Source organism: Niastella vici (assembly GCF_002077945.1).
Classification (GTDB): domain Bacteria; phylum Bacteroidota; class Bacteroidia; order Chitinophagales; family Chitinophagaceae; genus Niastella; species Niastella vici.
The window spans coordinates 369,855-395,977 of sequence record NZ_LVYD01000058.1; the positions used below are offsets into that span (position 1 = coordinate 369,855).

At 42.8% G+C, this 26,123-nt stretch carries 15 protein-coding genes and 1 pseudogene; 12 read left to right on the plus strand and 4 right to left on the minus strand.

Annotated elements, in window-relative coordinates; translation table 11 throughout:
• Window positions 1-2: 2 nt before the first annotated feature.
• The 3 genes and pseudogenes from A3860_RS42315 to A3860_RS25565 form a co-directional block, all read left to right on the plus strand.
• Window positions 3-644 (plus strand): annotated as a pseudogene (locus A3860_RS42315) (RagB/SusD family nutrient uptake outer membrane protein); the annotation flags it as partial.
• Between the two features lie 357 nt (window positions 645-1,001).
• Complete coding sequence (locus A3860_RS42320; protein WP_394334799.1) at window positions 1,002-1,355, plus strand: RagB/SusD family nutrient uptake outer membrane protein; 354 nt, start codon at window positions 1,002-1,004, stop codon at window positions 1,353-1,355.
• A 91-nt stretch (window positions 1,356-1,446) separates the two neighbouring features.
• Entirely contained in the window at window positions 1,447-3,993 is a 2,547-nt protein-coding gene (locus tag A3860_RS25565; protein ID WP_081151448.1) for a zinc-dependent metalloprotease, read from the plus strand.
• A gap of 503 nt (window positions 3,994-4,496) precedes the next feature.
• On the opposite strand, the gene A3860_RS25570 is transcribed toward A3860_RS25565, so the two are convergent.
• Together A3860_RS25570 and A3860_RS25575 are read right to left on the minus strand one after the other, a co-directional pair.
• Window positions 4,497-5,126 carry a response regulator gene (locus tag A3860_RS25570; RefSeq protein WP_081151449.1) on the minus strand — a complete coding sequence of 210 codons (630 nt, stop codon included), beginning with the start codon at window positions 5,124-5,126 and terminating at the stop codon, window positions 4,497-4,499.
• Between the two features lie 3 nt (window positions 5,127-5,129).
• Window positions 5,130-8,168 (minus strand): sensor histidine kinase, encoded by a 3,039-nt coding sequence (locus tag A3860_RS25575; protein WP_081151451.1) that lies wholly within the window; start codon window positions 8,166-8,168, stop codon window positions 5,130-5,132.
• Window positions 8,169-8,346: 178 nt separating this feature from the next.
• On the opposite strand from A3860_RS25575, the gene A3860_RS25580 reads away from it, so the two are divergent.
• Together A3860_RS25580 and A3860_RS25585 are read left to right on the plus strand one after the other, a co-directional pair.
• Window positions 8,347-9,045 carry a DUF7151 family protein gene (locus tag A3860_RS25580; protein WP_143774258.1) on the plus strand — a complete coding sequence of 233 codons (699 nt, stop codon included), beginning with the start codon at window positions 8,347-8,349 and terminating at the stop codon, window positions 9,043-9,045.
• Window positions 9,046-9,151: 106 nt separating this feature from the next.
• Window positions 9,152-11,047 carry a T9SS type A sorting domain-containing protein gene (locus A3860_RS25585; protein WP_081151454.1) on the plus strand — a complete coding sequence of 632 codons (1,896 nt, stop codon included), beginning with the start codon at window positions 9,152-9,154 and terminating at the stop codon, window positions 11,045-11,047.
• Here A3860_RS25585 and A3860_RS40650 read toward each other — a convergent pair.
• Window positions 11,040-11,237 carry a hypothetical protein gene (locus A3860_RS40650; RefSeq protein WP_143774259.1) on the minus strand — a complete coding sequence of 66 codons (198 nt, stop codon included), beginning with the start codon at window positions 11,235-11,237 and terminating at the stop codon, window positions 11,040-11,042. The two genes, A3860_RS25585 and A3860_RS40650, sit on opposite strands and share 8 nt — an antisense overlap.
• Before the next feature lie 256 nt (window positions 11,238-11,493).
• On the opposite strand from A3860_RS40650, the gene A3860_RS25590 reads away from it, so the two are divergent.
• From A3860_RS25590 to A3860_RS25600, 3 genes are read left to right on the plus strand one after another with little or no spacing between them, the layout of a single operon-like run.
• A complete protein-coding gene (locus A3860_RS25590) occupies window positions 11,494-14,991 on the plus strand; it encodes a gliding motility-associated C-terminal domain-containing protein (RefSeq protein ID WP_081151456.1) in 3,498 nt (1,165 codons plus the stop codon).
• Window positions 14,992-15,008: 17 nt separating this feature from the next.
• A complete protein-coding gene (locus A3860_RS25595) occupies window positions 15,009-16,034 on the plus strand; it encodes a PorP/SprF family type IX secretion system membrane protein (RefSeq protein ID WP_081151458.1) in 1,026 nt (341 codons plus the stop codon).
• A gap of 48 nt (window positions 16,035-16,082) precedes the next feature.
• Window positions 16,083-18,113, plus strand: coding sequence for an OmpA family protein (locus tag A3860_RS25600; protein ID WP_081151459.1), 2,031 nt, complete (start codon window positions 16,083-16,085; stop codon window positions 18,111-18,113).
• Between the two features lie 138 nt (window positions 18,114-18,251).
• Here A3860_RS25600 and A3860_RS25605 read toward each other — a convergent pair whose 3' ends face one another.
• Window positions 18,252-21,059, minus strand: a complete 2,808-nt coding sequence (locus A3860_RS25605; protein WP_245843625.1) for a hybrid sensor histidine kinase/response regulator transcription factor — start codon at window positions 21,057-21,059, stop codon at window positions 18,252-18,254.
• A 417-nt stretch (window positions 21,060-21,476) separates the two neighbouring features.
• On the opposite strand from A3860_RS25605, the gene A3860_RS25610 reads away from it, so the two are divergent.
• From A3860_RS25610 to A3860_RS25625, 4 genes are all read left to right on the plus strand, one after another.
• Complete coding sequence (locus tag A3860_RS25610; RefSeq protein WP_158085358.1) at window positions 21,477-22,079, plus strand: RteC domain-containing protein; 603 nt, start codon at window positions 21,477-21,479, stop codon at window positions 22,077-22,079.
• 156 nt (window positions 22,080-22,235) lie between these two features.
• Window positions 22,236-22,400: a hypothetical protein gene (locus A3860_RS40655; protein WP_158085359.1), complete on the plus strand. Its 165-nt coding sequence runs from the start codon at window positions 22,236-22,238 to the stop codon at window positions 22,398-22,400.
• A 170-nt stretch (window positions 22,401-22,570) separates the two neighbouring features.
• Window positions 22,571-23,866: a glycoside hydrolase family 28 protein gene (locus A3860_RS25620; RefSeq protein WP_081151466.1), complete on the plus strand. Its 1,296-nt coding sequence runs from the start codon at window positions 22,571-22,573 to the stop codon at window positions 23,864-23,866.
• A 66-nt stretch (window positions 23,867-23,932) separates the two neighbouring features.
• Window positions 23,933-26,041: a hypothetical protein gene (locus A3860_RS25625; protein WP_245843626.1), complete on the plus strand. Its 2,109-nt coding sequence runs from the start codon at window positions 23,933-23,935 to the stop codon at window positions 26,039-26,041.
• Window positions 26,042-26,123: the final 82 nt, after the last annotated feature.

Here is a 26,123-nt window from a genome sequence, read left to right on the forward strand (position 1 = left end):
CCATGACTAAGATTATACTTTTTTCCATATTGACTGTTATAGGATTGAGTTCCTGTAAAAAATTTTTAAACGTTGGAAACCCTAAAACAAAATTGATAGATGAAACAGTATTCGAAAATGAGCAAAGCGCAACAGGCGTTTTAACAGGTATATACGGTGAGCTAAGTCAAAACACCATAGAATTAACAAGTGTAAAAGTTTCCAGCAATCTTGGTTTCGCCGCGGATGAAATGATTTATGCTGCAGGTAATAGTTATGATGTTTTGATCAATAATACTTACACTGCAGAAACGGGACAAGGCAATATTTGGGGCAGGGCTTACCGGTATATTTATATGGCCACTACAGCTATCAATGGACTTGAAAACTCCGGAATTTCGGTGGCTACCAAGAACCAACTGATAGGTGAATCGTATTTTGTAAGGGCATGGAGCTATTTTTATCTGGTAAACATTTATGGTGATGTTCCTTTGGTTCTTTCCACGGATTATCAAGAAACATCCTTCATTCCCCGAACGCCTAAACAGGAAGTTTATGCACAAATAATTGGTGATCTAAAATCGGCAAAGCAGTATTTGCAACCAACTTATCCTACTGCAGACAAAGCAAGGCCAAATAAATGGACGGCTACTGCTTTACTTGCGAGAGTTTACCTGTATTTAGGCCAGTGGGCTAATGCCGAAAATGAAGCAACCGATCTTTTGTCTTCCGGGCTATATACTCCTTTGCCATTACCAGAAAATACATTTTTAAAAAACAGTAAAGAAACAATCTGGCAATTTGCATCGGTAGTACCTGGCATTAATACCTACGAAGGCAATACCTTTCTTCCTGTATCTGCTAATACTATACCGCCATATCTCTTGCGACCAAATTTAGTTGATTCATTTGAATCAGGCGACAGGCGCAAACTAAACTGGATTAAGCAGAACACAATTAGCGGGCAGGTATTTTATTATCCGGCAAAGTATAAAGTTAGATCAGGAGCAGATATTTCAGAATTGTCGATTGTTTTCAGAGCGGCAGAGATATACCTGATCAGGGCAGAAGCAAGGGCTCAACAAAATAACCTTACAGGAGCCGCGGCTGATCTTAATGTGATCAGGAGTCGTGCCGGTTTGCCAGCTACAACTGCAACTACACCGACTGAATATTTGGATGCGATTTTTCGGGAAAGAAAATTTGAACTGTTTACCGAGTGGGGGCACAGATGGTTCGATTTAATAAGAACTGGCAATGCAAACACTGTGTTAGGCGCATTGAAACCAACATGGAGGCCTACCGCTGCGCTTTTTCCAATTGTCACACAGGTCCTTTTATCAAATCCACAACTTACGCAAAACCCCGGCTATTGAGAGGCTATTAAAAGGAATTCCAATACAATAATTCAATAGATCAACATTCTATTGACCAATAATTATATGCCCATTTAAAAAAAATAATATTATGAGCGTTTTAAAAGTATACAAGTATATACTCTTACTATTTATTGTTTTGAAAGTTACAGTTGGCCATGCTCAAAGAAAACATAAATTGCCATCAGTAAATATTAGTGACACAACCCAAAAGAAGGAAACCGATATAAAGATCAAACCTTTTCGCGAGCTCATTCCTCAAACGGCTGTTTCCGATTCCGGATTGTTCAATGTGTATAGGCTGGATGATAAATATTACCTGGAGATCCCGGACAATATTTTGGGAAAGGATATCATGGCTGTAGGACGTGTTTCAAAGTCGGCGGCTGATTTTCGGGTAAAAAGATTTGGATATTCAGGAGACCAGATCAATGAAGCTGTTATACGATTTGAAAAAGGGCCGTTGAATAAAATTTTCCTGCGAAGTGTTTCCTATTCTGAATTATCGAAAGATTCAACCCAGCCCATGTTCATGGCAGTACAGAATTCCAATTTACAACTTATTGAAGCCTCCTTTGATATTAAAGCATTTTCAGTAACAGGTCAGGGAAATGTAATTGATGTTACAGATTACCTTAATAGTGATAATAACGTGTTGTTTTTTGAATCCGAGTTAAAATCAGAGGTAGGTCTGGGTTTAATCCAGAAAGACCGCTCTTATATTTCATCAGTAAAGTCTTACCCGGTTAATACCGAAATCAAGACGGTAAAAACTTATGAAAGGAAATCTGATAAAGGTGCCACTACGGGGTATGTAACCCTGGAGCTAAACACCTCTCTGATATTGCTTCCTGAAAATCCCATGCAACCAAGGTATGCTGATGACCGGGTTGGGTATTTTACACAGAGAGTCCGGGATTTTGACAGAGATCCTCATGGAATAAAAAATGACGTTTATGTAACACGGTGGCGGCTTGAGCCGAAACCGGAGGACATGGAAAAATATAAGCGCGGAGAATTAGTAGAACCTAAGAAACCTATAGTGTTTTATATTGACCCTGCAACGCCCAAAAAATGGGTACCTTATTTAATAGCGGGTGTTAATGATTGGCAGGTTGCATTTGAACAGGCAGGTTTTAAAAATGCTATTATTGCTAAGCCCGCACCTACAAAAGAAGAAGATTCTACCTGGTCACTCGATGATGCGCGTTTTTCGGCTATTGTATATAAGCCCTCGGCCATCAGCAATGCAAGTGGTCCAAATGTGCATGATCCCAGGTCTGGGGAAATACTGGAAAGTCATATTAACTGGTATCATAATATAATGGATTTACTAAAAAAGTGGTATTTCATTCAGGCTTCACCCAATGACCTGCGCGCAAGAACAATAGATTTTCCGGATAGTCTGATGGGCGACCTGATCCGATTTGTATCCTCTCATGAGGTTGGACATACGCTAGGGCTGGCACACAATTTTGGCGCGAGCACCGCCTATCCTGTAGAAAAATTGCGCGATAAAGAATGGGTAAAAATTAATGGACATTCTCCTTCCATCATGGATTATGCACGGTTTAATTATATTGCCCAGCCGGGAGACGGTATAACCGGTTCTTTACTATATCCGAAAATAGGCGTTTACGATAAATGGGCTATTGAATACGGCTATAAATTAATTCCGGGAGCAAAAACTCCTGATGCAGAATATGAAACGCTGGATAATTGGATCCTCGAAAAGGCAAAGGACCGGAAATACTGGTTTGGTGTTCAAACGATAAGTCAGTCAGATCCGCGGTCGCAGAGCGAAGACCTGGGCGATGATGCTGTTAAAGCCAGTTATTACGGGATACAAAATTTAAAGTATATTCTACCGCATTTAAATGAGTGGACGGCAAAACCCAGAGAAGGATATGGTGACCTGAGAATAATGTACAAAGAATTGCTTAACCAGTTTAATACTTATCTATATCATGTTGAACATAATATAGGCGGCTTTTATAAAACGCCAAAAGCAACAGAACAACAAGGGCCTGTTTTTGAGATAGTGCCCAAAAGCAAACAAAAGCAGGCTGTTCAGTTTTTAAATGATCAACTTTTTAATGCACCGCTGTGGTTGGCAGATTCATTTATTATGGCCCGCATACCAACCTTTGAGCTTCCTTCCTCGGTGGGTTTATTCAGTGCCAGTAACATTGATATTATTGGTAATATGCAAACGCGCATGATTAAAAGCCTTTTGGAGCTTACTAAATTGACGAAAATGGTAGAGGAAGAAGCGTTATATGGAGACAAGGCTTATAGCGTAATCGAATTATTGACAGACTTGCGTAAAACAATTTGGAAATCAATAGACATACATGCTCCAATAGATATGTACCAGCGCAATCTTCAGAAAGAGTATATTGATAGATTAGGGTTTTTATCAAAACCAACAGACCCTATGTTATTGTTTGTGCTCAGGCAGGCTAATATACGATATCCAGACCCATATTTTTCAGATGTATCAAGTATTGTAAGAGGTGAACTTATATTGTTGCAAACAAAAATTAAAGGCGCCATTCCGCTGATGAACGATAAAATCAGTTTATATCACTTGCGAGACTTGTCGAAAAGAATAGAACTGATCCTTAATCCGAAATAAGGGAATAAATATAAATAACCTGTTTCCATGAATTAAGATCAGATCTTTAATAAATGATATAGAATGACTGGATGAGATATAGGGAGGAGGTTGTGGTAAAAAAATGAACTGAAAATGATGTGTTTTTTGCTTGGCGATCGGGATGCATGTGATCCGATTAAAATGCTTGCCCTGGTTAAGGATCACTCATTTTAATTGACTATGAAAACCAGAAAGGATGATCGTCATTTTTCTCATGTGCCATTGGTTGCACAAGGGGGTTTGTGTTTACTTACCCCCTTTTTTTAATCATAATAAAGTGTTCGATTTCTTAAAAAATATCTAGTACTATTTTCAAAATTTTATATTGATAATCAACTCCCTCCACTTTCTGTATCGGGAAAACAGGACCATTCTTTTGTTTTTCGTTGTTTTCCTACCCGCTGCCGGCCAGGAAAAATATATAGCCCCGCTTATTACAGGCGAATTGGCAACACGGTGATTTCTATAAATCTGCTTTTTGCTTATACTTTATTGAACAGCTGTACCATCCTGGTGAGTTCAATTACATTCGAAACCTCCAGCTTCAACATAATTTTAGCCTTATGCGTGCTGATCGTTGAAATATGAAGAAAAAGCATCTCAGCAATTTCTTTAACATTTTTTCCTTCTACCAGGTGATTCATGATCTCAAGCTCCCTGATAGTGAGGCAATCAAAAGGAGTGTTTGCCAGGTTGTCTTTATTCTCCAGGGTTAGTATATGCTTCATATCTGACCCAAGATATTTCCTGTTGTTCAGGATGGCAGCAATGCCAAGTCTGACCTCCGACGGCTCAGCTTCTTTATTTATAAATCCTTTCACACCCAGGGCGAGGTATCGCTTTGCATAAATGGCCACAGGGCTCATCGTGAAGATCATCACTTTCTGGTCGGGTCTATGGGTGAATATTTTTTTTAAGAGGAGCAATGAATCCATCGAAGGCATCGATATGTCTAGAATTACCAGGTCGTATTCTGTGCGCTGTATTTTTTCCCACACACAATTGCCGTTACTGCATTCATCTATTTCAGCAGTTGAGAACTCATCTTTTATTGTAAGGCCAAGCCCCCTTCTTACTATATGATGATCATCTGCAAGTAAAAATTTTATCATACGCTACGCCTTATTTTCAAAAGTTAAAGTTATTAAATTACCCTCGTCATTGCCCGAAACTATGTCGATTGTTCCCTGCAATTTGTTCAAAATTTCAAGAATGATCTTGTAGCCCCACCCCATGCCATGTTGGGAAGGATTATAACCTTTATCAAGAATACGTGCTACCAGTTCCTTATCCATACAACTACCGGTATCGGCTATGACGATGCGGGTGGTGAAAGCATCCTGAATGGCTTCAATTGTTATGGTTCCTTCGTAAGTATATTTATTGGCATTATCGGCCAGGTTTCTCAGAACCAGACTTAACAGGGTGGCATCTGTATGCAGCGTAATAGATGACGGAACCAGGTTGCTAAAGGTGTTTTTTTGAATTTGGGCTCCCACTTCACATAAGGAAATAATTTCACTGACAATATCACGCAACACTATTTTTTTCCGGTTGATCACAAATCCCTCTTTTTGCATATTGGTAAATACAAAAAAATCCTGGGTAAATTCATATATTTCATTGGTGGCATTATCGAATTGAAACAAGGTCTGCGAGAGTTCTTTATCTGCTGATGTTTTATAATTATTGTACATGCGCCGGGCTAAAATTTGCAGGAACCGTAACGGCGACCTTAGATCATGCAAAATAGCTGAGATCATTAACTCTTTTATCCGGTTGCTCTCAAATAATTGCATGGTTCTTTCATTCACCATTTGCTGCAGTAATTGCGCTCTTTTTACCTGGTAGTTATAGCGCAACCGGAAAAACAATAAAAATGTGCCAATTGCAAGTCCGCCCAACAGGCATTTGAACCACACCTGCTCATACCAGTAGGGAAGTATGGTTAATTGGATCGTACTATAAGTATAGCGCGTATACGGAAGCTGGCTTCTGACAGTCAGCGTGTAATTGCCGCTGTTCAGGTTTGTTAATATGAGGTTACCGTCATCAGGTACGGGGTACCAATTATCGTTCAACTCCTTTATAGTATATTCAAGGTGCAGGTTGAACCTGTTGCCAAAATAAGGAGTCGAAATTTCAAAGATCAATTGATTGGAATCCCTTGTTAACTCCAGTTTGTTTTTCAATAGCAACCTTTTGTCATTTGCCTGTAAAAAGTCTACAAATATTGGTTTATCGGGCAAAGGGATATGTACGCTATCGGGGTTAAACCGTACCAAACCATCCAGCGAGGGTAATGAAAAAAAATGATCACTTGTTACAATACCACAGGGTGTGCACCGGCCATTAAATTCATTGGTGCTAAATCCATACGATTTATCAACATAGTAATAATAAACGGACTGCTGTTGGCCGGCGGCATAATTATCCAATTCTTTTTTTGCAACCCTGAACAGCCCTTTGTTAGTGGGTATCCAGAAATAACCTTGCTGGTCTTCCATGAAACAATGAGCGGTAACAAGGCTTTTCCGGGAGTCCATTGGCATTCTGATGAAATGGTCATTATAAAATTTATAAAAGCCTTGTCCATAGGTGCCTACCCAGATACTACTATCCTTTGCAACGTGGATGATCTCTATATTCATTTTTTCAAGGCCGCCAACCGGGCGCAACAAATGGTTCGATAAATCATAAGTAAATAAACCTGCCGAGGTTCCAATCCATAGATTATTTCTACTCACTTCCCTCAGCGTTTGGATCTCTGCCTGCATGAGGTCGTTACCGTTCAGTAAAATAGTATCTTCTGTTCCGTGCCGCCTGAATACCTGGTGCTTGTTGCTGTAGATAATATCTTTATTGTCCCTTTCAATAATACCGGTAAGATAATGGCCCAGTGGTTTTAGGGTTACAAAAGAGGAAAGATGAATATCGGTCCTTTTTAAGGAGTCAAATTCCGACAGCCAGATGGACCCATCGGAGGCCTGCAGCCAGGCCTGTTTGCCGAAATTATGTGTATCCGGAAAAAGAACATGATCGTTATTGTAATAATTGAGAATGCCGGTTGGAGTAAGTATTCGGGAGCCTGGTAACTCAATCTGCAAGGACTGGCTATTGGCAATAAACCTGGTATCGTTAAAAAAAAGCCGTTCAAATTCATGCAGTTTCAGCACATACAACCCATTTGTAAGCGTACCTATGTAAAGCGCCTGGTAGCCTTCGTCATAGATCATGCATTTGATATCTTTTACAGGAATATCAGCTGCCAGTATTTTATAGTTTAATTCATTGTTGACCATTTTAAGCTGCAGAATAGTATCATTGCATAACATAAGGGTGTGGCGGCCATCTCTCCTTGTTTTCAATGATGCCTGCACCGGATCGGGGTTTGCGGCGGCTGCCCTGATGAAAAACTGGCGCAGGTCGGGGGCATACCTGATATTGTTCTGCAATACGCCGTTTTTGTACGCATAAACGCGATATTGATCATCAATATAAAAATAAATATCGCCTGTTATGAATTGAAGCTTCAGTTTATGGCCGGTAATTTCATGCAGCTCCTTAATGGTGCGCGTGTTTTCATCGAGGAAATAACAAAGGCCGCCATCATAAAAGTAAGCCTGCCGTTCATTCACCGTAATAGGTGCATAGCTTACAACCAGCTTATCGAACAGTTGTTTACAGGCAACGCCATAAGTATTGTAAAGACCATTATGAAAAAACAGGTGGTTGTTTGATGTCATGAATTGCCGATGGGGCCTGGCCGAACGAACACTATCTGTGGTGATCTGGTAATCATCGGTGGTCGTTAAAATATGCGTGCTGTCAAAAACCGGTTTAAAGAACAGCCGGTCTGTACCAGGTTCCCTTTGTGGCAGCGAATAATCATTCCACAAAAGAGCTGCACTGTTCTCCGTGTTGTATTCCCTGAAATTTTTACCATCAAACCGAACGATTCCCCATTTTGTGGCAAGCCAGAGAAACCCATTTTTGTCAAAGGCCATACCATTGATACTGTTCTGTGAAAGGCCATTATCACTGTTGTAATGGGTGATACTATACCGGTTCGTGGGAGTCTGCTCTTTTGACGGCAGCCATCGCAACAGGCAAAATACAAGCAATAACAGTGGCCTTAGCCGGTGGCTGTTCATGGGTGTTAATCAGGTCATTAAGTGTTATAACAACAGTTCAATATTATAATTTTTTACTTATATATACAAATAGCTAATTGTTTTTATACAACTAATACTAAGGAACAGCTTTTAAGAACGAACCACTTTTGCGGCGCGATGTCAAATCGCATTTACACAAATCAACAAAACGTACTTTATGAATCGGAAGAATTGTTCTATGGTGTTTTTATGTGCGACGCTTTTGGTAATCAGTTGTTCAAAAGACGGATCAAATGGAAAAGATGGTACCAACGGTACCAATGGTAAAACAGCTTTAACGAAAACTACAAAAGAACCGGCAGGTGCAAATTGTAAGTATGGAGGCACCAAATTTGAAACAGGGATAGATGCCAACAATAACGGAATACTGGATAGTGATGAAGTGACTACCACCCAAACAAAATATGTATGCGATGGGGCCGGTGCTATTTACTCATCCTGGATCGATGTGAACGTGTCAGATACATTAACAAAATTGAACGAAGAGAAGAATTTTTATTTTAAGCAGTTATTACCTGCAACCGCATTAACTGCCGATATCGTGAATAAAGGAATCGTTTTGATGTATTATAAAAACATCAATGGTGTAATTTATCCTGTAGATAGAGATCCTGCCAATACAATAAGAGATACTGATAGTACCGGAAATGATTTTGTCTTTGGTCCGGGGTTTGTATTCAAAGAAAAATACCTGTCCTTTTTAGTAAGTGGTTGGAATATGATGGATAAAATTAATGGTAACGGGTCGGCAGTCCGCTATGTTTTGATCCCTGGTATGGTTCAGGGCCGCAGCATTGCTGATGTGAAGAAGATGCCTTATAGCAAAATGGCCAAATTATACAACATCGAGGATTAAAGAAACTGTAACTAACGAAGCCCGCTATAACACTATGTTGTAGCGGGCTTTCATGTTCTGCCGGGGATCATAGAAAATTAGCTGTTAATAACCCAATATCCTTTATATGAAAGCTTCCAACCTATTATATGGGCTGATGCCGCTGATCATAGCATATACAACTGTACAGGCACAAAGCCCGCAGTCCCTGAAGTCGGTTTTGATTAACCTGGGGGAATCTTCCTGCGGTAATGGCTCACCAGAGCAACATTTACTTACTAATGTGTTCAGCAACAACCCGGCTTTACTGGAGGCCTGTGATCCCGGATTGCCTTTGTATTGGGCATCCCTTGCCTACAATCCCAAATACCGGAAAGTTTACTTTGCCGATTACCACGCAGATTCTACGCTCTTTTATATGCTGGATTACAATTTTTCAGGAACGATCAGTTGTCCTGCGTCTGTTTCTCCCCTATTCAGTTACAAAAGTGGCATCATTTATTTTTGTTTCGACGAAGACGGCAACAACCTTAGCCTGTCCAACTATAACGGTCCTGCAGCCCAGGGTACTGTAAAAAGGATCGATTTTTTGACCGGCAATGATATTCCGGGAACGGAGAAACTGATAAACTTTCCTCCCGGCAATGCACCTGGTTATTTTGGCGACGGCGATATTGTTAACCTACCTAACGGGCGGGTATTTGCCGTTTTGGGCGCAGGCCCCAGCCGGTTGTATGAATTTGTAAATTTAGACGGCCCGGGCAATGCCACTGCTGTTTATTTAAGTTCGCTGCCGCGTAACTGTTTTGGTATTGCTTATTTAGATGGCAACCTGTTAATGGCCGGCTATGATGGCAGCGGCTGTTATTATTATACCTGGGATATCAACAGCAACAGTTTAAGTGCTGAGGTTTCTTTTCCCCTGGGTAAAGGCACTACTGATCTCACACATTTAAACCTGGGCGCAGGTGTTGCCCAGGAATTGATTGGTGAAGTGCGGGTGAATGCCAATACTGCTGACATTTTTTACAAAGTGTATCTTAAAAATAAAGGGAATTGCGATCTGGTCAATGCACAATTACAAAGCAGGCTTACAGATGTTTTCGGGCCTGGTAATGTAGTGAATGTACAGGCAAGATTTTCAAGCAACCCCGCAGGGCTCACCCTTAACCCTGCCTTTGATGGAATAACAGATGTTAACCTGTTAGCTCCCGGGCAAATATTGCCCAACTATCCCACAGAGAATGACTCCCTGTCTATCATTGTTACGGTTCGTGCGACCAACCTGGTCATTGACCAGGTGTACCAGAGTTCAGTGATAGCCACCGGCCAGGTAGGCGCGGCATCAAACGTGCTTTCAGTGACTGATTCTTCAAACAATGGCAATGCCGCTAAAATAGATCCTGACCGAAACGGTGTTTCGGATGATGCAGGCGAAGGCATACCAACGCCTTACATGTTTAATGTTGTATTGGCATCAAAAGAATGGCAATTTAACGGCAACCTGCAAGAAAATACGGCCAGGTTACAATGGCGCCCTACCGGCCAGGCACCTGCAGTACGTTCTTTCGAATTGCAGCGAAGTACTGATGGCCTGCAATTTACAGATATTGCTTACAGGGCTCCTCAACCTGGCAACGAAGGCCTGTACACCGAAAGTGATGAGGTAGCCAATCTGCATGCGGCCAACGTTTATTATCGTTTAAAAATTATAGATAACAACGGTTTTTATACATACAGCCATCTTGTAACGATGCATTTAAAAGAAGCAAACAACAACCTGAGCATGTTCCCTAATCCATTTACTGATTACATTTCACTGAAAGTGAATTCCAGCCAAAAAACGAAGCTCCGGATAACCATTTATGATGCAGCAGGAAGGGCATTAAAGAAACAACTTAATGATTTGCAGCCGGGTGATAATATTATTATTGTAAGCGGACTGCAATTTCTTTCAAAGGGAACCTATATTTTAAAAACCCAAAGCGGCATGGAAACCTTTCAGTACAAACTTATTAAATAAGGTTAAATAATAGTTTAACCCTTCGTGGCATTCCCGGCTGGTAAATGCACTGGCCGGGGAATTTCTTTTTTCGAAAATCACTCAGTACGTCGGTGTTGTTACCAATTGAGTAGCTTTGTTCCTGTGCGTAGGTAACGCTACTTACTGCGAATACACATACCAGCATCAAATGAAATTTTAATTTGTTCATTGTGTCTGGATTAAAGGCAATGTATATTCCTTATAACTCCCGGCCTTACAAATTACATGTATATAAAATTGAAATAATAAAAAGAATTCATAATGATTAGATGATTAAAGAGAGTTACGTGCATACAGTTAACGATTTATCAATATCCAACTATTACTAGCAACCGATTTATACTAATGACTTATTGTTGTGGCGCCGTACTGTATGGTGTTTAAATGCTATACAGTCATATGTAAATCCAATAATCCGTAGAAAAATGAAAAGCAAACCTGTACCCTTTATTATTTTATTGATTATTTCACATTGGTGTAATTATGTGCGGGCAGAAACCAACTTTGATCCTGTATACCTGATAAGTACGAACCCCTCCAGTTGTAATGGTTCCGAAGGGTCAATTTCATTCAGCGGACTGGCACCCAACACCACTTACCAGGTAACCTATATTGATGATGGCGTAACAACAGCCCCTGTTGCTATTACTTCAAACGCAGCAGGCCAATTAACCATCACCGGGTTGAATGAAGGTATATATAACAATTTTATTTTTGACTTTAACGGCGATATAAAATCTGTATTGACATACGTTAAGTTATCAAACCCGATAACTGTTCCGCTTTTCTCTTCTTTTGCTTCTATTTGCCAGGGCAGTACACCACCGGCATTGCCGGTAAAATCGAATAATGATATTAACGGCACCTGGAGCTCAACGGTTATTGATAACCAGGCTTCAGGCACCTATACCTTTACGCCGACAGCCGGCACCTGTGGTATACCGGTTAAAATTAATATTACTGTAATACCAAAGGTGGTAGCAACCTTTTCGTTTGGAACATCCCTTACGATCTGCAACAAAGGTAATGTACCGGTATTACCCAATACATCAACCAATAGCATTACAGGCACCTGGTCGCCGGCTGTGATTGATTCTACTAAATCCGGCATCTATGTATTTACCGCAACGTCGGCCGGGTGCGTAACAGGAACAACGCTTAATGTCACTGTGAACCCGAATATCGTGCCCACTTTTTCTTTCGGCACAAGCGCTACTATCTGTGAAGGCAATCCGGTTGTTACTTTACCTGACAGTTCAACAAATGGCATAAAAGGCACCTGGAGCCCGGCGGTGGTAAGCAACACCGCCGGCGGAACGTATACGTTTACACCCAATAGCGGCCAGTGTGCTACAACGACAACATACATGGTCACTGTTAATCCGAATGTAACACCAACGTTTACGCCTCGTGTGCCCATCTGTGCCGGCACTACGTTGCCCCCTTTGCCCACAACATCCAGTGAAGGTATCACGGGCACGTGGTCACCGGCATTGAATAATACAGCCACTACTACTTATACATTTACGCCAACGGCAGGTCAGTGTGCCACCACAGCAACATTAACTATTACAGTAAACCAGAAAGTAACGCCGACGTTCCCGGCTGTTGCATCAATATGTTCGGGGGGTACGCTGGCAGCCCTGCCCACAACATCCACTGAAGGTATCACGGGCACGTGGTCACCGGCATTGAATAATACAGCCACTACTACTTATACGTTTACACCAACTGCCGGTCAGTGCGCAATGACTACCACGTTAACTATTACTGTTAACCCCATCGTTACCCCCACATTTGCCGTCGTTGCAGCAATATGTTCGGGCGGAACGCTCAATCCGCTGCCCACCACATCCATTAATGGTATTACTGGTACCTGGTCGCCGGCATTGAATAATACCGCAACTACCACCTATACATTTACACCGGCAGCCGGTCAGTGCGCAACGACTGCCACGTTAACTATTACTGTTAACCCCATCGTTACCCCAACATTTACCGCTGTTGCAGCAATATGTTCGGGCGGAACGCTCAATCCGCTGCCCACCACATCCCTTAATGGCATTACGGGTACCTGGTCGCCGGCATTAAACAATACTGCCACTACTACTTATACATTTACGCCAACGGCCGGGCTGTGCGCACCAGCAACAACGCTGACCATAACTGTTAATCCGAAAACGACACCGACATTCACACCAGTTGGTGCAATATGTACAGGCGGAACGCTCAATCCGCTGCCCACCACATCCCTTAATGGCATTACGGGAACCTGGTCGCCGGCATTGAATAATACCGCAACTACCACTTATACATTTACGCCAACAGCCGGTCAGTGTGCCACCACAGCAACATTAACTATTACTGTAAACCAGAAAGTAACGCCGACGTTCCCGACTGTTGCATCAATATGTTCGGGGGGTACGCTGGCAGCCCTGCCCACAACATCCACTGAAGGTATCACGGGCACGTGGTCACCGGCATTGAATAATACAGCCACTACTACTTATACGTTTACACCAACTGCCGGTCAGTGCGCAAACTCAACAACATTAACTATTACAGTAAACCAAAAAGTAACGCCGACGTTCACGGCTGTTGCACCAATATGTTCGGGGGGTACGCTGGCAGCCCTGCCCACAACATCGATTAATGGTATCACAGGTACCTGGTCGCCGGCATTGAATGATACAGTCACTACCACCTATACATTTACCCCAACAACCGGGCAGTGCGCAACAACGGCAACCTTAACGATCACCGTTAAACCGAATGTAGCACCGGTGTTCACGCCTGTTGCGCCAATCTGTTCCGGAACAACGCCAACTGCGCTGCCTACCACATCAAACAATGGCATTACGGGTACCTGGTCACCGGCTTTAAATAATACAGCAACCACCACCTATACGTTTACGCCAGCGGCCGGAGTGTGTGCACTAGCGACAACCTTGGCCATCACCGTTAATCCGAAAACAATACCGACGTTTACGCCTGTTGATGCAATATGTGCAGGCGGAACGCTCACTGCACTGCCCACAACATCGAATAATGGTATCACCGGTACCTGGTCACCAGCATTGAATAATACGGCCACTACCACCTATACATTTACCCCAGACGCCGGTCAATGTGCAACCACAGCAACATTAACTATTACTGTAAATCAGAAAGTAACGCCAACGTTCGCACCCCTGGCATCAATATGTTCAGGAGCGGCCCTCCCAGCATTGCCGTCAGCATCGACCAATGCTATACCTGTTACCGGAACCTGGTCGCCGTCATTGAATAATAATGCAACAACAACTTATACATTTGCCCCCGATACGGGGCAGTGTGCCAGTGCAACAACTTTTACCGTGCAGGTTGACCCCTTACCAGCCCTTATTGATATCACCAGGGATACCACCATTTACGACGGTACTGTTTTGGCGTCCTATAATTTTACAGTAAACAATCCGGGAGGCAGCATAAAATGGAATAATTCAAATCCATCTATTGGTCTGCCTGCTTCAGGCACCGGTTCGCTTCCTTCTTTTACGGCAACCAACATGGCCGATACGCCTTATACCGCAATCATTACCACAATTCCTTTCTCTAATGGTTGTGCCGGTGTATCTCAATCATTTAAAATAAAAGTATTGCCTTTGGCCAAAGATGTATTTGTGCCTAACATCTTTTCTCCTGATGGCGATGGAAAGAATGATCAACTTTTTATTTACGGAAATTATATCGTTTCTGTTGAGATGCAAATTTTCAATCAATGGGGCCAGCGCCTTGCCACGCTTAGCGATACTCACCAGGGGTGGGATGGTAAATACAAGGGGATTGCTCAGCCCGTGGGGGTTTATTTATATGTGCTGAAAGCTGCATTGAAAGATGGGCGAAAGGTTAGAATGAAAGGTTCTATTACGCTTATTCGATAAAAAACAATATCCTGAATATGAAGAACAAACGCATCAATCAATATGGTTGGTTAGCGGTCTGTTTGATAATGATAACTGCCATTAAAACAGTTGCCCAAACAGATCCGCACTTTACCCAGAATTATACATATCCCCTGTACATCAATCCTTCGCTGGCAGGCAGTGCCGACGGCGATTACAGGGCAACTGCTATTTATCGCAGCCAGTGGGGCAGCCTCAGTAGTTTATATCGAACCATGGGCGTTTCATTTGATGCACGTACCAATAAAAATGCAGGGCTGGGAATAAATCTCCTGAACCAGACTGCCGGTGATGGCGGGTTTAGTTACCTTACTTTATCCGGTTCTTATGCTTACACCGGGGTTAAATTCGGAAAGGATTTTAACCAGCGTATTGTTATGGCCCTCCAGGGCGGCATTATAAGCCGCCGGGTCGATCGCTCAAAATTCAAATGGGGCGACCAATGGAATCCTATTACCGGCTACCAGGAAAGTAACCCAACAACGCAAACTTTTGATAGAACTTCCTCCATCGTTCCGGATATAGGAGCCGGCTTTCTTTATTTTGATGCCACGCCCGAAAAGAAAACCAATTTATTCGGTGGCTTTTCAGTATATCATCTAAACAGGCCTAAAGACCCTATCGTCACTAACCACAATACCGATCTCAACAGGATCCCTATCCGGTATTCTGTACATGCCGGGGTAAGCTTTAATGTCTCAGCGCAAACCCGGATAATTCCGCATGTGCTATATATGCGCCAGGGTAGTGCATATGAAGCAACGGCTGGTATTTATGCACAAATGAATGTAAATGCAGAGACTGATTTTATGTTGGGTGGATATTATCGCATGAATGATGCCATAGCTCCTTATGTGGGTATTGATTACAGGAATTTTGTTATTGGCATGAGCTATGACGCGAATGCTTCAAAACTAAGAACATTGACGAAAAACGTAAACAGTTTTGAGCTCACTCTTTCTTATATAAAACGGTCGGGCACCAAGAGCATTGTTGATTTTGTTCGTTGTGCAAGACTTTAAAATTTGGATTGAACGTTTTTTGGAAATTAAACAATTGAGCATTCAGTTATGAGCAAATTTTTACATTGTAAGGTGAGGCCATTGGCCGGCAAATTATTGGGCGTACTGGTTGCAGGCATATGTTGGCTGCCTTTACGCAGTCAACAGGTTGTACATAAAAGTCCGCTACAGTTAGCCGATCAGTATTTTGAGGCCGGTGAATATTATACGGCTGGCTATTTGTATGAACAGTATCTGAAAATAGCAGGGGGAAATACAGGTGCACCTGCGTTTACAACCTATGCAAAAAAAGGTGCTGCGGCCGCAGGCGGTCAAAACAGGTCGCGGGCCAGCATCCTTTATAAACAGGCAGAAAGTTACCGGCTTGCCCATTATTGGGGAAAGGCCGACTCTGCATACAAAAAGTGTACTGATAATAGTGATGCTTTATATTGGAGCGCCGTTTGTGAACGCAGTCTTGAAAATTATGATGCGGCAGAAGAAGATTTACGCAAATATTTAAACGCTGGCGGAACAAACGGCCAGCTTAAAGAAGCAGCTGAAAAAGAATGGCAAACGTTGCAATACATACGCAAACAGCTGGCGGCAGCCGGCGCTGGCCAGGTGAACAGTTCGAAACTCAAAACACCCGGCAGCTTTGAAAAAGGCGCTTTTGCGGTAAGGGCGGTAAGCAGCAACAAGTACCTGGTAAGCAGTACGAAAACCGATACTGCCAGGGTTAAAGGCGTAAATCCGCATGCAAGCCGTTTGTATTATGCTACTTTGAAGAACGATAGTCTCGATCAACTAACCCCTGTTGTTTTACCGGTTGCCGGAATTTCAGATAATCAGGGGGTAGCAAGCTACACCGCCGACGGCAATCGTGTTTATTTCACTCAATGGAAAAAAGACAAGGGCCGCATAGTATCTAATATTTATTATATCATTAACCGCGGCGACAGTGGCTGGACCAAGCCGGTTTTATTGCCACAGGTTAATATCGACGGGTATAGCAGTAAGCAGCCATTTTGCTCAGCAGATGGGGTATACTTATATTTTTCTTCAGACCGTCCGGGCGGATCTGGTGCATTCGATATCTGGTATGCACCTATATATGAAGATGGCAGTGCAGGCATCCCTGTTAATGCAGGCCCGGGAATAAATACAGCCGGTGATGAGCAGGCGCCGTTTTATCATACCAGCAGCAGTACAATGGTGTTTGCTACAAACGGACGCCTGGGCATGGGCGGATACGATCTTTTTTCGGTGAAGGGCAGCGATAAACAATGGGGAGTGCCCCGCAATATGGGTTATCCCATTAATTCATCGAGAGATGATATTTACTTTTTTGCGCCTGAAGATACAGCACTGTTGGCAACTGCCATTGTTGGTTCCGACAGGGGTACCGGCTGCTGCCTTGAAAATTATCTCATTAAAAGATCGTTGAGGAACAAACCGTTTACCGGCCTGGTACGTGATAGCAAGGACAATACCCCCGTTGCCGGTGCCGACATTGTTTTAACAGACCCATCTGGAAAGACCTGGGCGACAAAAACGGATGATAAAGGCAATTATTCGTTTGATACCATCCATAATGATTATTCGAATTACCGGATAACTATTACCAAACAATATTATAACGATACCGCTGATGTCGTGAAAATTAATGATACCGCCGACGTGAACCTGTTCACCGATCAATTAGTCAATAGAGATATGTATATTGAGAAAAAATTCATATTAAACATTGCGAATGTTGTTACCGTATATTTCGATTTTGACATGAGCAACCTGAAAACAGAGGCGGTGAGCAAGCTCGATTCGGTTTACCTTGTACTGGTACAGCTTCCTTCTTCAACGCTTCAGATCTCAGCCTATACAGATGGCAAGGGTACCGATGAATACAATAAAAAGCTTTCTGACCGGCGTGCAAGGTCATGCGCCGATTATTTCATTGGCAAAGGCATAAAAGCCAGCCGCATTACCTTTGAATCATTCGGCGCCTGTTGTCCGCTTGAATTGGAATTGATCAATGGCCGCGATAATCCTGATGGCCGCAGTCGTAACAGAAGGGCGTTGATCAATATATCGAAGGAATAAAGAACAGTACTTACAGTGTTATAAAGAAAACCGCCCGCCTGAGCTTTAGCAAAGACGGGCGGTTTCAGTAAGTATTAATTTAATTATGTTATATTGGCTTGCGTATCCGGCACGTTCTCATAACCCACCAATCTTCATTCACTTTTCCCTGAACTCCTTTGGTGTAACCCCCACTTTTGATTTAAAAACGGTTGAGAAATAAGCCGGCGAGGTGAACCCTGTTCTGGATGCTATTTCTGCAATGGTAAAAGATTCATTCTTTATAAGGTATTTAGCCTTCTGCAGTCTCGTACTTAGAATATAATCATTGACATTCATGTTCATTAACGTCTTCACCTTCTTGTACAGCAGCACTCTTGAAATGCCCATGTTCTTACAAATGCTGTCTACATTGAGATCTTCGTTCGATAAATTATTTTCTACCAACGCTGTAAATTCACTAATGAACTTCCTGTCGGGTTTACTTATTGTTTGTGTATTTAAAGCAACCGGCATTTCTCCGGTAAAATGTTCCTTCAGGCGTGCGCGGTTGGCAAGCAGGCTTTTTATGGTTTGATCGAGGAACAGGGTATTGAATGGCTTTGTAACATAGGCATCTGCCCAGTTTTTCATGCCTTCAATTTGCTGCTCTATCGAAGTTTTGGCAGTTAATAAGATAACCGGGATATGCGAAGTGCGGAAATCAGTTTTAATAATACGGGTTAGCGCCAGGCCATCCTTACCGGGGATCACCACATCGCAAATGATCAGGTCCGGAATATGATCGAATGCCTGTTGTAAAGCCATTTGTCCGTTTTCTGCTTCCAGTATATCGTATTCAGCACTTAATTTATTTGCCAGAAATTGCCGCAGATCGGCATTGTCTTCGATGATCAAAATTGTATACTCTTTTCTTGTTTGATTGGTGTTTACTTCCTGTTTTACCGTTTGTTCGGTAATAAGATCGGCAGTAAATATTTTTTCATGTTCGTATAGAATGGAGTTGATTGCCTCAGGCGATGAACTCACCATTTCGTCTTTTGCAAGATGTTTGTTCCCCAGCGGAAGAAAAATTTCGAATGTAGTACCTTTCAAACTTTCACTTGCTACAGTAATAGAGCCTTTATGCAGTTCAATGAGGCTTTTCGACAATGCCAGCCCAAGCCCCGATCCTTTATAGTTTTCATATTCACCCTGGTAAAATACATCAAACGCGTGTTCAATAGCATCTTTCGACATGCCCACCCCGTTATCTTCAATTTTTATAATAGCATTATTGCCGCTTTCGCTTTTGTTGATATATACATGTATATAACCATTGTCTTTGGTAAACTTAAAGGCATTGGACAGTAAATTAAAAATAACTTTATCAAGCATAGTTACATCAATCCAGCTATTCAAATGCGATTCCGGCGTAATCAATCGTAAATCAATATTTCTCTTTTGAGCAATGCTTTTATATGATTGAATAATATCTGAAACAAAAACGATCAAATCGTTTTCGCTTGCTCTTAGTTTCATTTTATCCACTTCTATCTTTCTGAAATCCATTAGCTGGTTCACCAGCCGCAACAGCCGCAGCACATTTTTTCGAATTAAACCATGGGTTTGGCTGGTGTTGTACTGGTTTTTGTTGCTGCCCATCAATTCTTCCAGCGGCCCTAAGATCAGGGTTAAAGGCGTTCTGAATTCATGGGAAATATTCGTGAAGAAGTTCACTTTTGCCTCATTGGCCGCTTTTGCTTTTTCCGACATTTGTACCAATTGCGCCTGCTGTTCAAGGATCTCCTGGTTTTGCAACTGCAACTTTTTACTGATCTTACGATATTGCTGTAACGAGTAAAATGCCAGGCCGCCTAAAATAAGCGCTAAAAAAAGCGATGAGATCAGGATATAAACAAAACTGCGCTGGTTGTTATAGATCCTTGTTTGTTCCTTCAACATAGTTTTCTGCCGCTCAATTTGTGTTTGCTGACTGGCCGCTTTTGCAACCTGCAATTGCATAATACGTACGTTGGTTGAATCGATGACCGTAGTCTGGATCAGGTTTTCTTTTGGAACATTTTCTTTATTAAGGATCTTAACGGCGGTTCTGATAATTTCTTCACCCCCCGTTGGGTTTAGCATGGTGGCTGTTATTGTTTTGTTCGAAACGAATTGCAAACCGGTACTCGGCAAACCATCCACTCCAATGATGGCCGGTTTAATGCCAACCTTGTTTTTAAATACCTCGTAAGCAGCCTGCGCCATCATATCATTTTGGGCAAATACCAGGTTCACATCCCGGTACCGGGCTGCTATTTTCAACAATTCATTTTTTGCCGTATCAGGTAACCACTCGCCGTTTACCTGCTGTACAACCTGTAGCTGGGGATAGTTTTTAATGGCATCGGCAAATCCGTTGTGCCGTTCCATGGCAGGCGACGATTTAGGCAACCCGGTAATTTCAATGATCTTTCCTGTTCCGTGGAGCAAATGCACCGCATACTGGCCGGCCATTTTGCCAATTGCAAAATTGTCGCTGCCTATAAAAGCAGTGTAATGGGGCGTGGCAACCTTGCGGTCGACCACTATTACAGGAATCCCTTTTTTAAAAGCCTGTTCAACCACCGGGGTTAATGGCTCGCCTTCGTTGGGGGAAATAATAAACAGATCAATAGCTGATTGCAGCAACTCATTCGCCTGCACTACCTGTTTTTGACTGTTGCCATCTGCCTGCCGGTAAAGGAATTGAATGTTGGGATGAAAAGCCAGCTCGCGGTTCATTTCCTGCAGCATGGTTTTTCGCCAGTCGTCAGATTCAACGCATTGCGAGAACCCGATTGTAAAAGACCGCTGTTTTTGCTCACTGGTACAGGCCCCGAAAAATATAAGTAAGATCAGGCTGCTTACAACCAGGCGGCCTTTATAAAAGCTACCCCGTTTGGGTGATAACAGGTAATTAATTATTGGAGATAGTAAAGTCATACTGGCAGCAATGCAAAGTGAAAAAACAACCCATTTTAAATATATACTAAATATAAACAGCCACTATGAGGTGTTCAGTCTTTGTTCAATTTGTAAGGGTTTATGATAAACAAATTCTAAAGAACCATTACGATTTCTAAAGGCCCTAACCGGCCGGTAAAGGCATCAATTATTGAGTAGTAGTCCTTTATATGGAATAAGACTGTTTTTATTAATTAGAAATTATTATGAACAGGATTAGTATATCCGGAGCCTTCTGCTAAAGTATTTTGCAGAACATTAAGTGTAGTATGAACAAGTGAAAATGGCTTCTGTAGAGCTGACCGGGGTCATACTTTTTAATCTGCCTTATGAATGATCGCTTGCCAGGGTTTGTTTTTACTTACCCTCTTTTTCAATTATTTAAGAGAAAAATGTATGAAATACTCATCACAATTAACAGAGATCAGCCAGGTTTATAAATTAATTGTACAGGAAATTGAGCAAAATCCATCGGAAGCCAACGAAGGAAAATGGATTGAACGGTCCTTCGGTTTGGTAGTGAAAACCTGGCTCAACATAGAGGAGATGATCAGCAATTACCAGTTTTCGGAACGGGAGGAAGAGCTCTATTTTTATAAAAACCTGAAGCCGGAGTTTATTGGGTTGATTGAATACTTTACGCTGTTGTATAAATCTGTTGTGTTTCAGCCCGACGATTCTATGAAAAAGGTCGCATACTGGAAACATGAATTGAAGAGCTGCCGGGAATTGGTCGGCATATATAACTCTGGCTGCCAGTATTATGAGCAACATTTGTCGAACCTGGATATTTATTTTCTGGAACAAACCAATCAGCAACCCTTACTTTTTGGGCTTAATATAAGCCGGGTTAATGTTACTGATACTTCTTACAGTTATTTGCGCGGCAGGTTGATTGCGATGAAAAAATATGAAGCGTTCATACTCGGTAAATTGCATGAAAACACAGATTCCCTGGAAAACCAGCTATTTTTCGATCGCCATTCCTCTGCTAATTGATGATCAACCAAACAGTCATTTGTACATTTTTTTCGATTAGCAACCCCCGAACATGGAAAGCGCCTCTGATAGAAGACCGTTTGCCGGCTGGCAGACGGTTTTTTTTATTGGTTCAAAACGCCTTCACTGTTTACCGGCATAATACAAAAGATAGTCGTGTACGTGCCGGTAAATGGCGCTTTAGCCGCAAAAACACTGTCAACAATAACCCGTACCATTCCAACAACCTATTATATAAGACCAATTCCGCAGGTACAACTGGATGCTTTACAAATGAGCACCGAAGAAAAAGCCGCTTACCAGAATCCCGGCTATCAATAAACCCTTTTGAAAATAAAACAACGGGCCGCGCCGATTTTTTCGGGGCGGCCTTTTATTTTATGTGTAAATTGTTGAATGTCAGTTTAGGCTTTTTGAATGTGTACGTAATTGAACTATTTCTGAACAAATAGAAACCTCTACATGACAGCTAGTTGATAGTTTACACCTATATGAAACGGATCATTGTTTTGTTGGTGGTTGGTGCTATTATGATGGCCAATGCGATGGCCAAAAGTCAGGGGGCGCCACGCTATGAAAAAGATAAGCGTTATAATATTATAGAACGGGGGGCTATTGGCGATGGTAAAACCCTCAATACCCGGGCTATTCAGCAGGCTATTGATGAGTGTGCGCAAAACGGTGGCGGAACTATCATTATTCCCAAAGGCGTATTTGTAAGCGGCGCCATTTTCCTCAAACGCGGCGTCAATATAGAGTTACAGGAAGGCGCCGTGCTAAAAGGGTCAGCAAACATCAATGATTATCCAAAGTTGAACACCCGGATTGAAGGGCACTTTGAACCCTGGCGTGTTGCATTGATAAACGGAGATAGTTGTGACCACTTGCGCATCAGCGGTTCAGGTATGCTGGATGGCAGCGGCGAACCGTTCTGGGCAGCATTCTATGCACGGCGCGATGCTGATAAAAAGACGACCAACCTGAATGTAGAACGCCCCCGGCTTACCTTTATACAACATTCCAAAGACGTAAAAATAAGCGGCATTACCTTTCTGAATTCAGGTTTCTGGAACCTGCATTTGTACAATTGCAAAGAGGTGACAGTTGAATATTGTAAATTCCATGCACCATCGGGTCCCAAACCTTATCACCAGGCGCCCAGTTCAGATGGTATTGATGTCGACTGCTCGCAGAACATAGCCATTCGTTATTGCTTTTTTTCTGTGGGCGATGATTGCATTGCCCTGAAAGGGTCAAAAGGTCCTTTTGCCATGCAGGACCCGGATGGTTGGCCGGTAGAAGGAATTGAAATAAGCGATTGCATTTTTGAAGCAGGCGGCGGCATTGTTACATTTGGCAGTGAGGCAACCATAGTACGCAACGTGGTCATTCAGCGCTGCACTACGCTTCACCCCACCGTGTTGCGACTGAAGCTTCGCCCCGACACGCCACAGCAATATGAAAACATAACCATGAACGATATTACGCTGGTTGATGGCGGCGCTATTTTCAAAGTATCTCCATGGACCCAATACTTCGATCTGAAGGGGCAGGCGCCGCCAAAAGCGCTGGTGCGTAATATCAAAATTTCAAATGTGCATGGGAAAGGAAGTTCTTTGGGCGAGATCACCGGACATAACCAGGCAACAATAAGTGATATCCTGGTAGAAAATGTAAACGTTGATCTGAAAACCACTAATTTCCAACTCGGCAAAGTGCAAAACCTGCGCTTCGTGAATGTTACCGTGAACGGTAAAGCCATGACCACTCCCGAATTGAAACCCTAATCCAGTTAATCATAAATAATTAAGACGATCATGCAATTTGTGCGGTGTTTGCTCAATATGATAATAATGCTGTTGGTTGCAGCAACCAATGGAACGTTTGCTCAATCCCAAATTGACCGTAAAGCATTGGTTGAGCGGCATAAAATAGTGAACACTACAGCCGATACCCTGGCTTCCCTTACAGTGGGTAATGGAAAATTCGCTTTTACGGTTGATGTTACAGGCTTGCAAACCTTTCCAACAACGTATAAAAAAGGAATACCCCTCGGCACCCAGTCAGAATGGGGTTGGAATAGTTTTAAAGATACCGCCGGCTACAAACGAAGTGAAGCGTTAAAAGCCTATCATCTCAATGGCCGTGATGTAACCTACCTGGTACAGTGGGGTTCCGAAGGCGGCCGTAGTAAACAAGCCGCTGACTGGTTCCGCGCTAATCCGCACCGGCTGCAATTGGGTAACCTTGGTTTTGAGCTGCTGAAAAAAGATGGAACGCCTGTATCAATTGAAGATGTTCAAAATATTCACCAGGAATTGAACCCATGGACCGGTGAAATCAGAAGCCAGTTCTCAATAGAAGGAATTCCTGTTGACGTGCTTACGTATGTCCATGGCAGTGAAGATGCAGTGGCGGCTAAGGTGCAATCGCCCCTGATAAAAGAAGGCAGATTAAAAGTACGGTTGACATTTCCCTACCCAACAGGGGAGTGGGCCGATCATGGTACCAACTATAGCCATGAAAAACAACATACTTCTTTTATTGAAAGCAGCAATGCAACAGGCGCCTGGGTACGACACCAGTTACAAACGGCCGGTTACCTGGTTGGGTTTAGCTGGAATGCGAAAGCGGTTATCGCTAAAAAAGCGCCGCATGAATATTTGATAACGCCTGAAAAAAGTAACGGGGTGTTTGAATTTACCTGTTTGTTTACAAAGCAAAAGACGGCGGCCATTCCTTCTTTTGATGTAACGCAAACCAGTAGCCAAAAAGAATTACTCGCTTTCTGGACCAATGGCGGCGCTATTGATTTTTCAGGAAGTACCGATCCCCGGGCGGCGGAACTGGAGCGAAGGATCGTACTGTCGCAGTACCTGATGAAAGTACAGGAGGCGGGCAATTATCCGCCACAGGAAACCGGCCTTACCTATAACAGCTGGTATGGAAAGGCGCATTTGGAAATGCCTTACTGGCATTTGACGCATTATCCTTTATGGGGTAGAACCGGATACCTCGAAAAGGTAATGACGTGGTACGCAAAAGTGGCTCCGTTCGCTAAAGCCATTGCCCAACGCCAGGGATATGAAGGCGTGCGCTGGCAAAAGGTGGTGGAGAATACCGGGGAGGAAGTGCCTTCTTCCGTTGGCGCCTTCCTCATATGGCAGCAACCACATTACATTTATTTTGCAGAGCTCATTTACCGCAATAAGAATGACAAAACCACGCTGAACAAATACAAAGACCTGGTATTTGCAACGGCTGATTTCATGGCTTCGTTTCCTTATTATGACAAAGAAAAAGGACGTTATATTTTGGGCAAAGGCCTGATCCCGGCACAGGAGCGTTATAAAGCCGAAGACACCTATAATCCCACTTATGAACTGGTATACTGGCAATGGGGATTGGAAGCGGCACAGCAGTGGCGGCTTCGGTTAGGCATGCCCCGTAATAAGAAATGGGATGAAGTGCTCGCTAAATTGTCACCATTACCTGTACAGGATAGCGTGTACCTCGCTGCAGAAAGTGCGCCGGATTCATACACCAATCCCAAATACAAAACAGACCATCCCAGTGTATTGGGCGCCTATGGTATGATGCCCAAAAGCACCCTGCTCGATACCGCCACCATGCGGCGAACTTTTGACCTGGTGTGGAATACCTGGACCTGGCCCGACACCTGGGGTTGGGACTTCCCCATGACTGCCATGACTGCCACCCGGCTGGGGCTGCGGGATAAAGCCATCGATGCATTGTTCATGCCCATTAAAACCAATACCTATTTAAAGAACGGCCATAATTACCAGGACGACCGGTTAACCCTGTATATGCCGGGAAATGGCGGTCTGTTGATGGCCGTGAGTATGATGGTTGCCGGCTATGATGGTTCACCCGAATTGCCGGGTATACCTAACAACGGTAAATGGAAAGTGCGGTGGGAAGGATTGAGAAAAATGCCCTGATTACACTCATTTTGGTTAATACATCATTTTTCATTTCTTTTGGTTATATAAGTAGTGTGAGGGGGTGTACAAAATATATTGA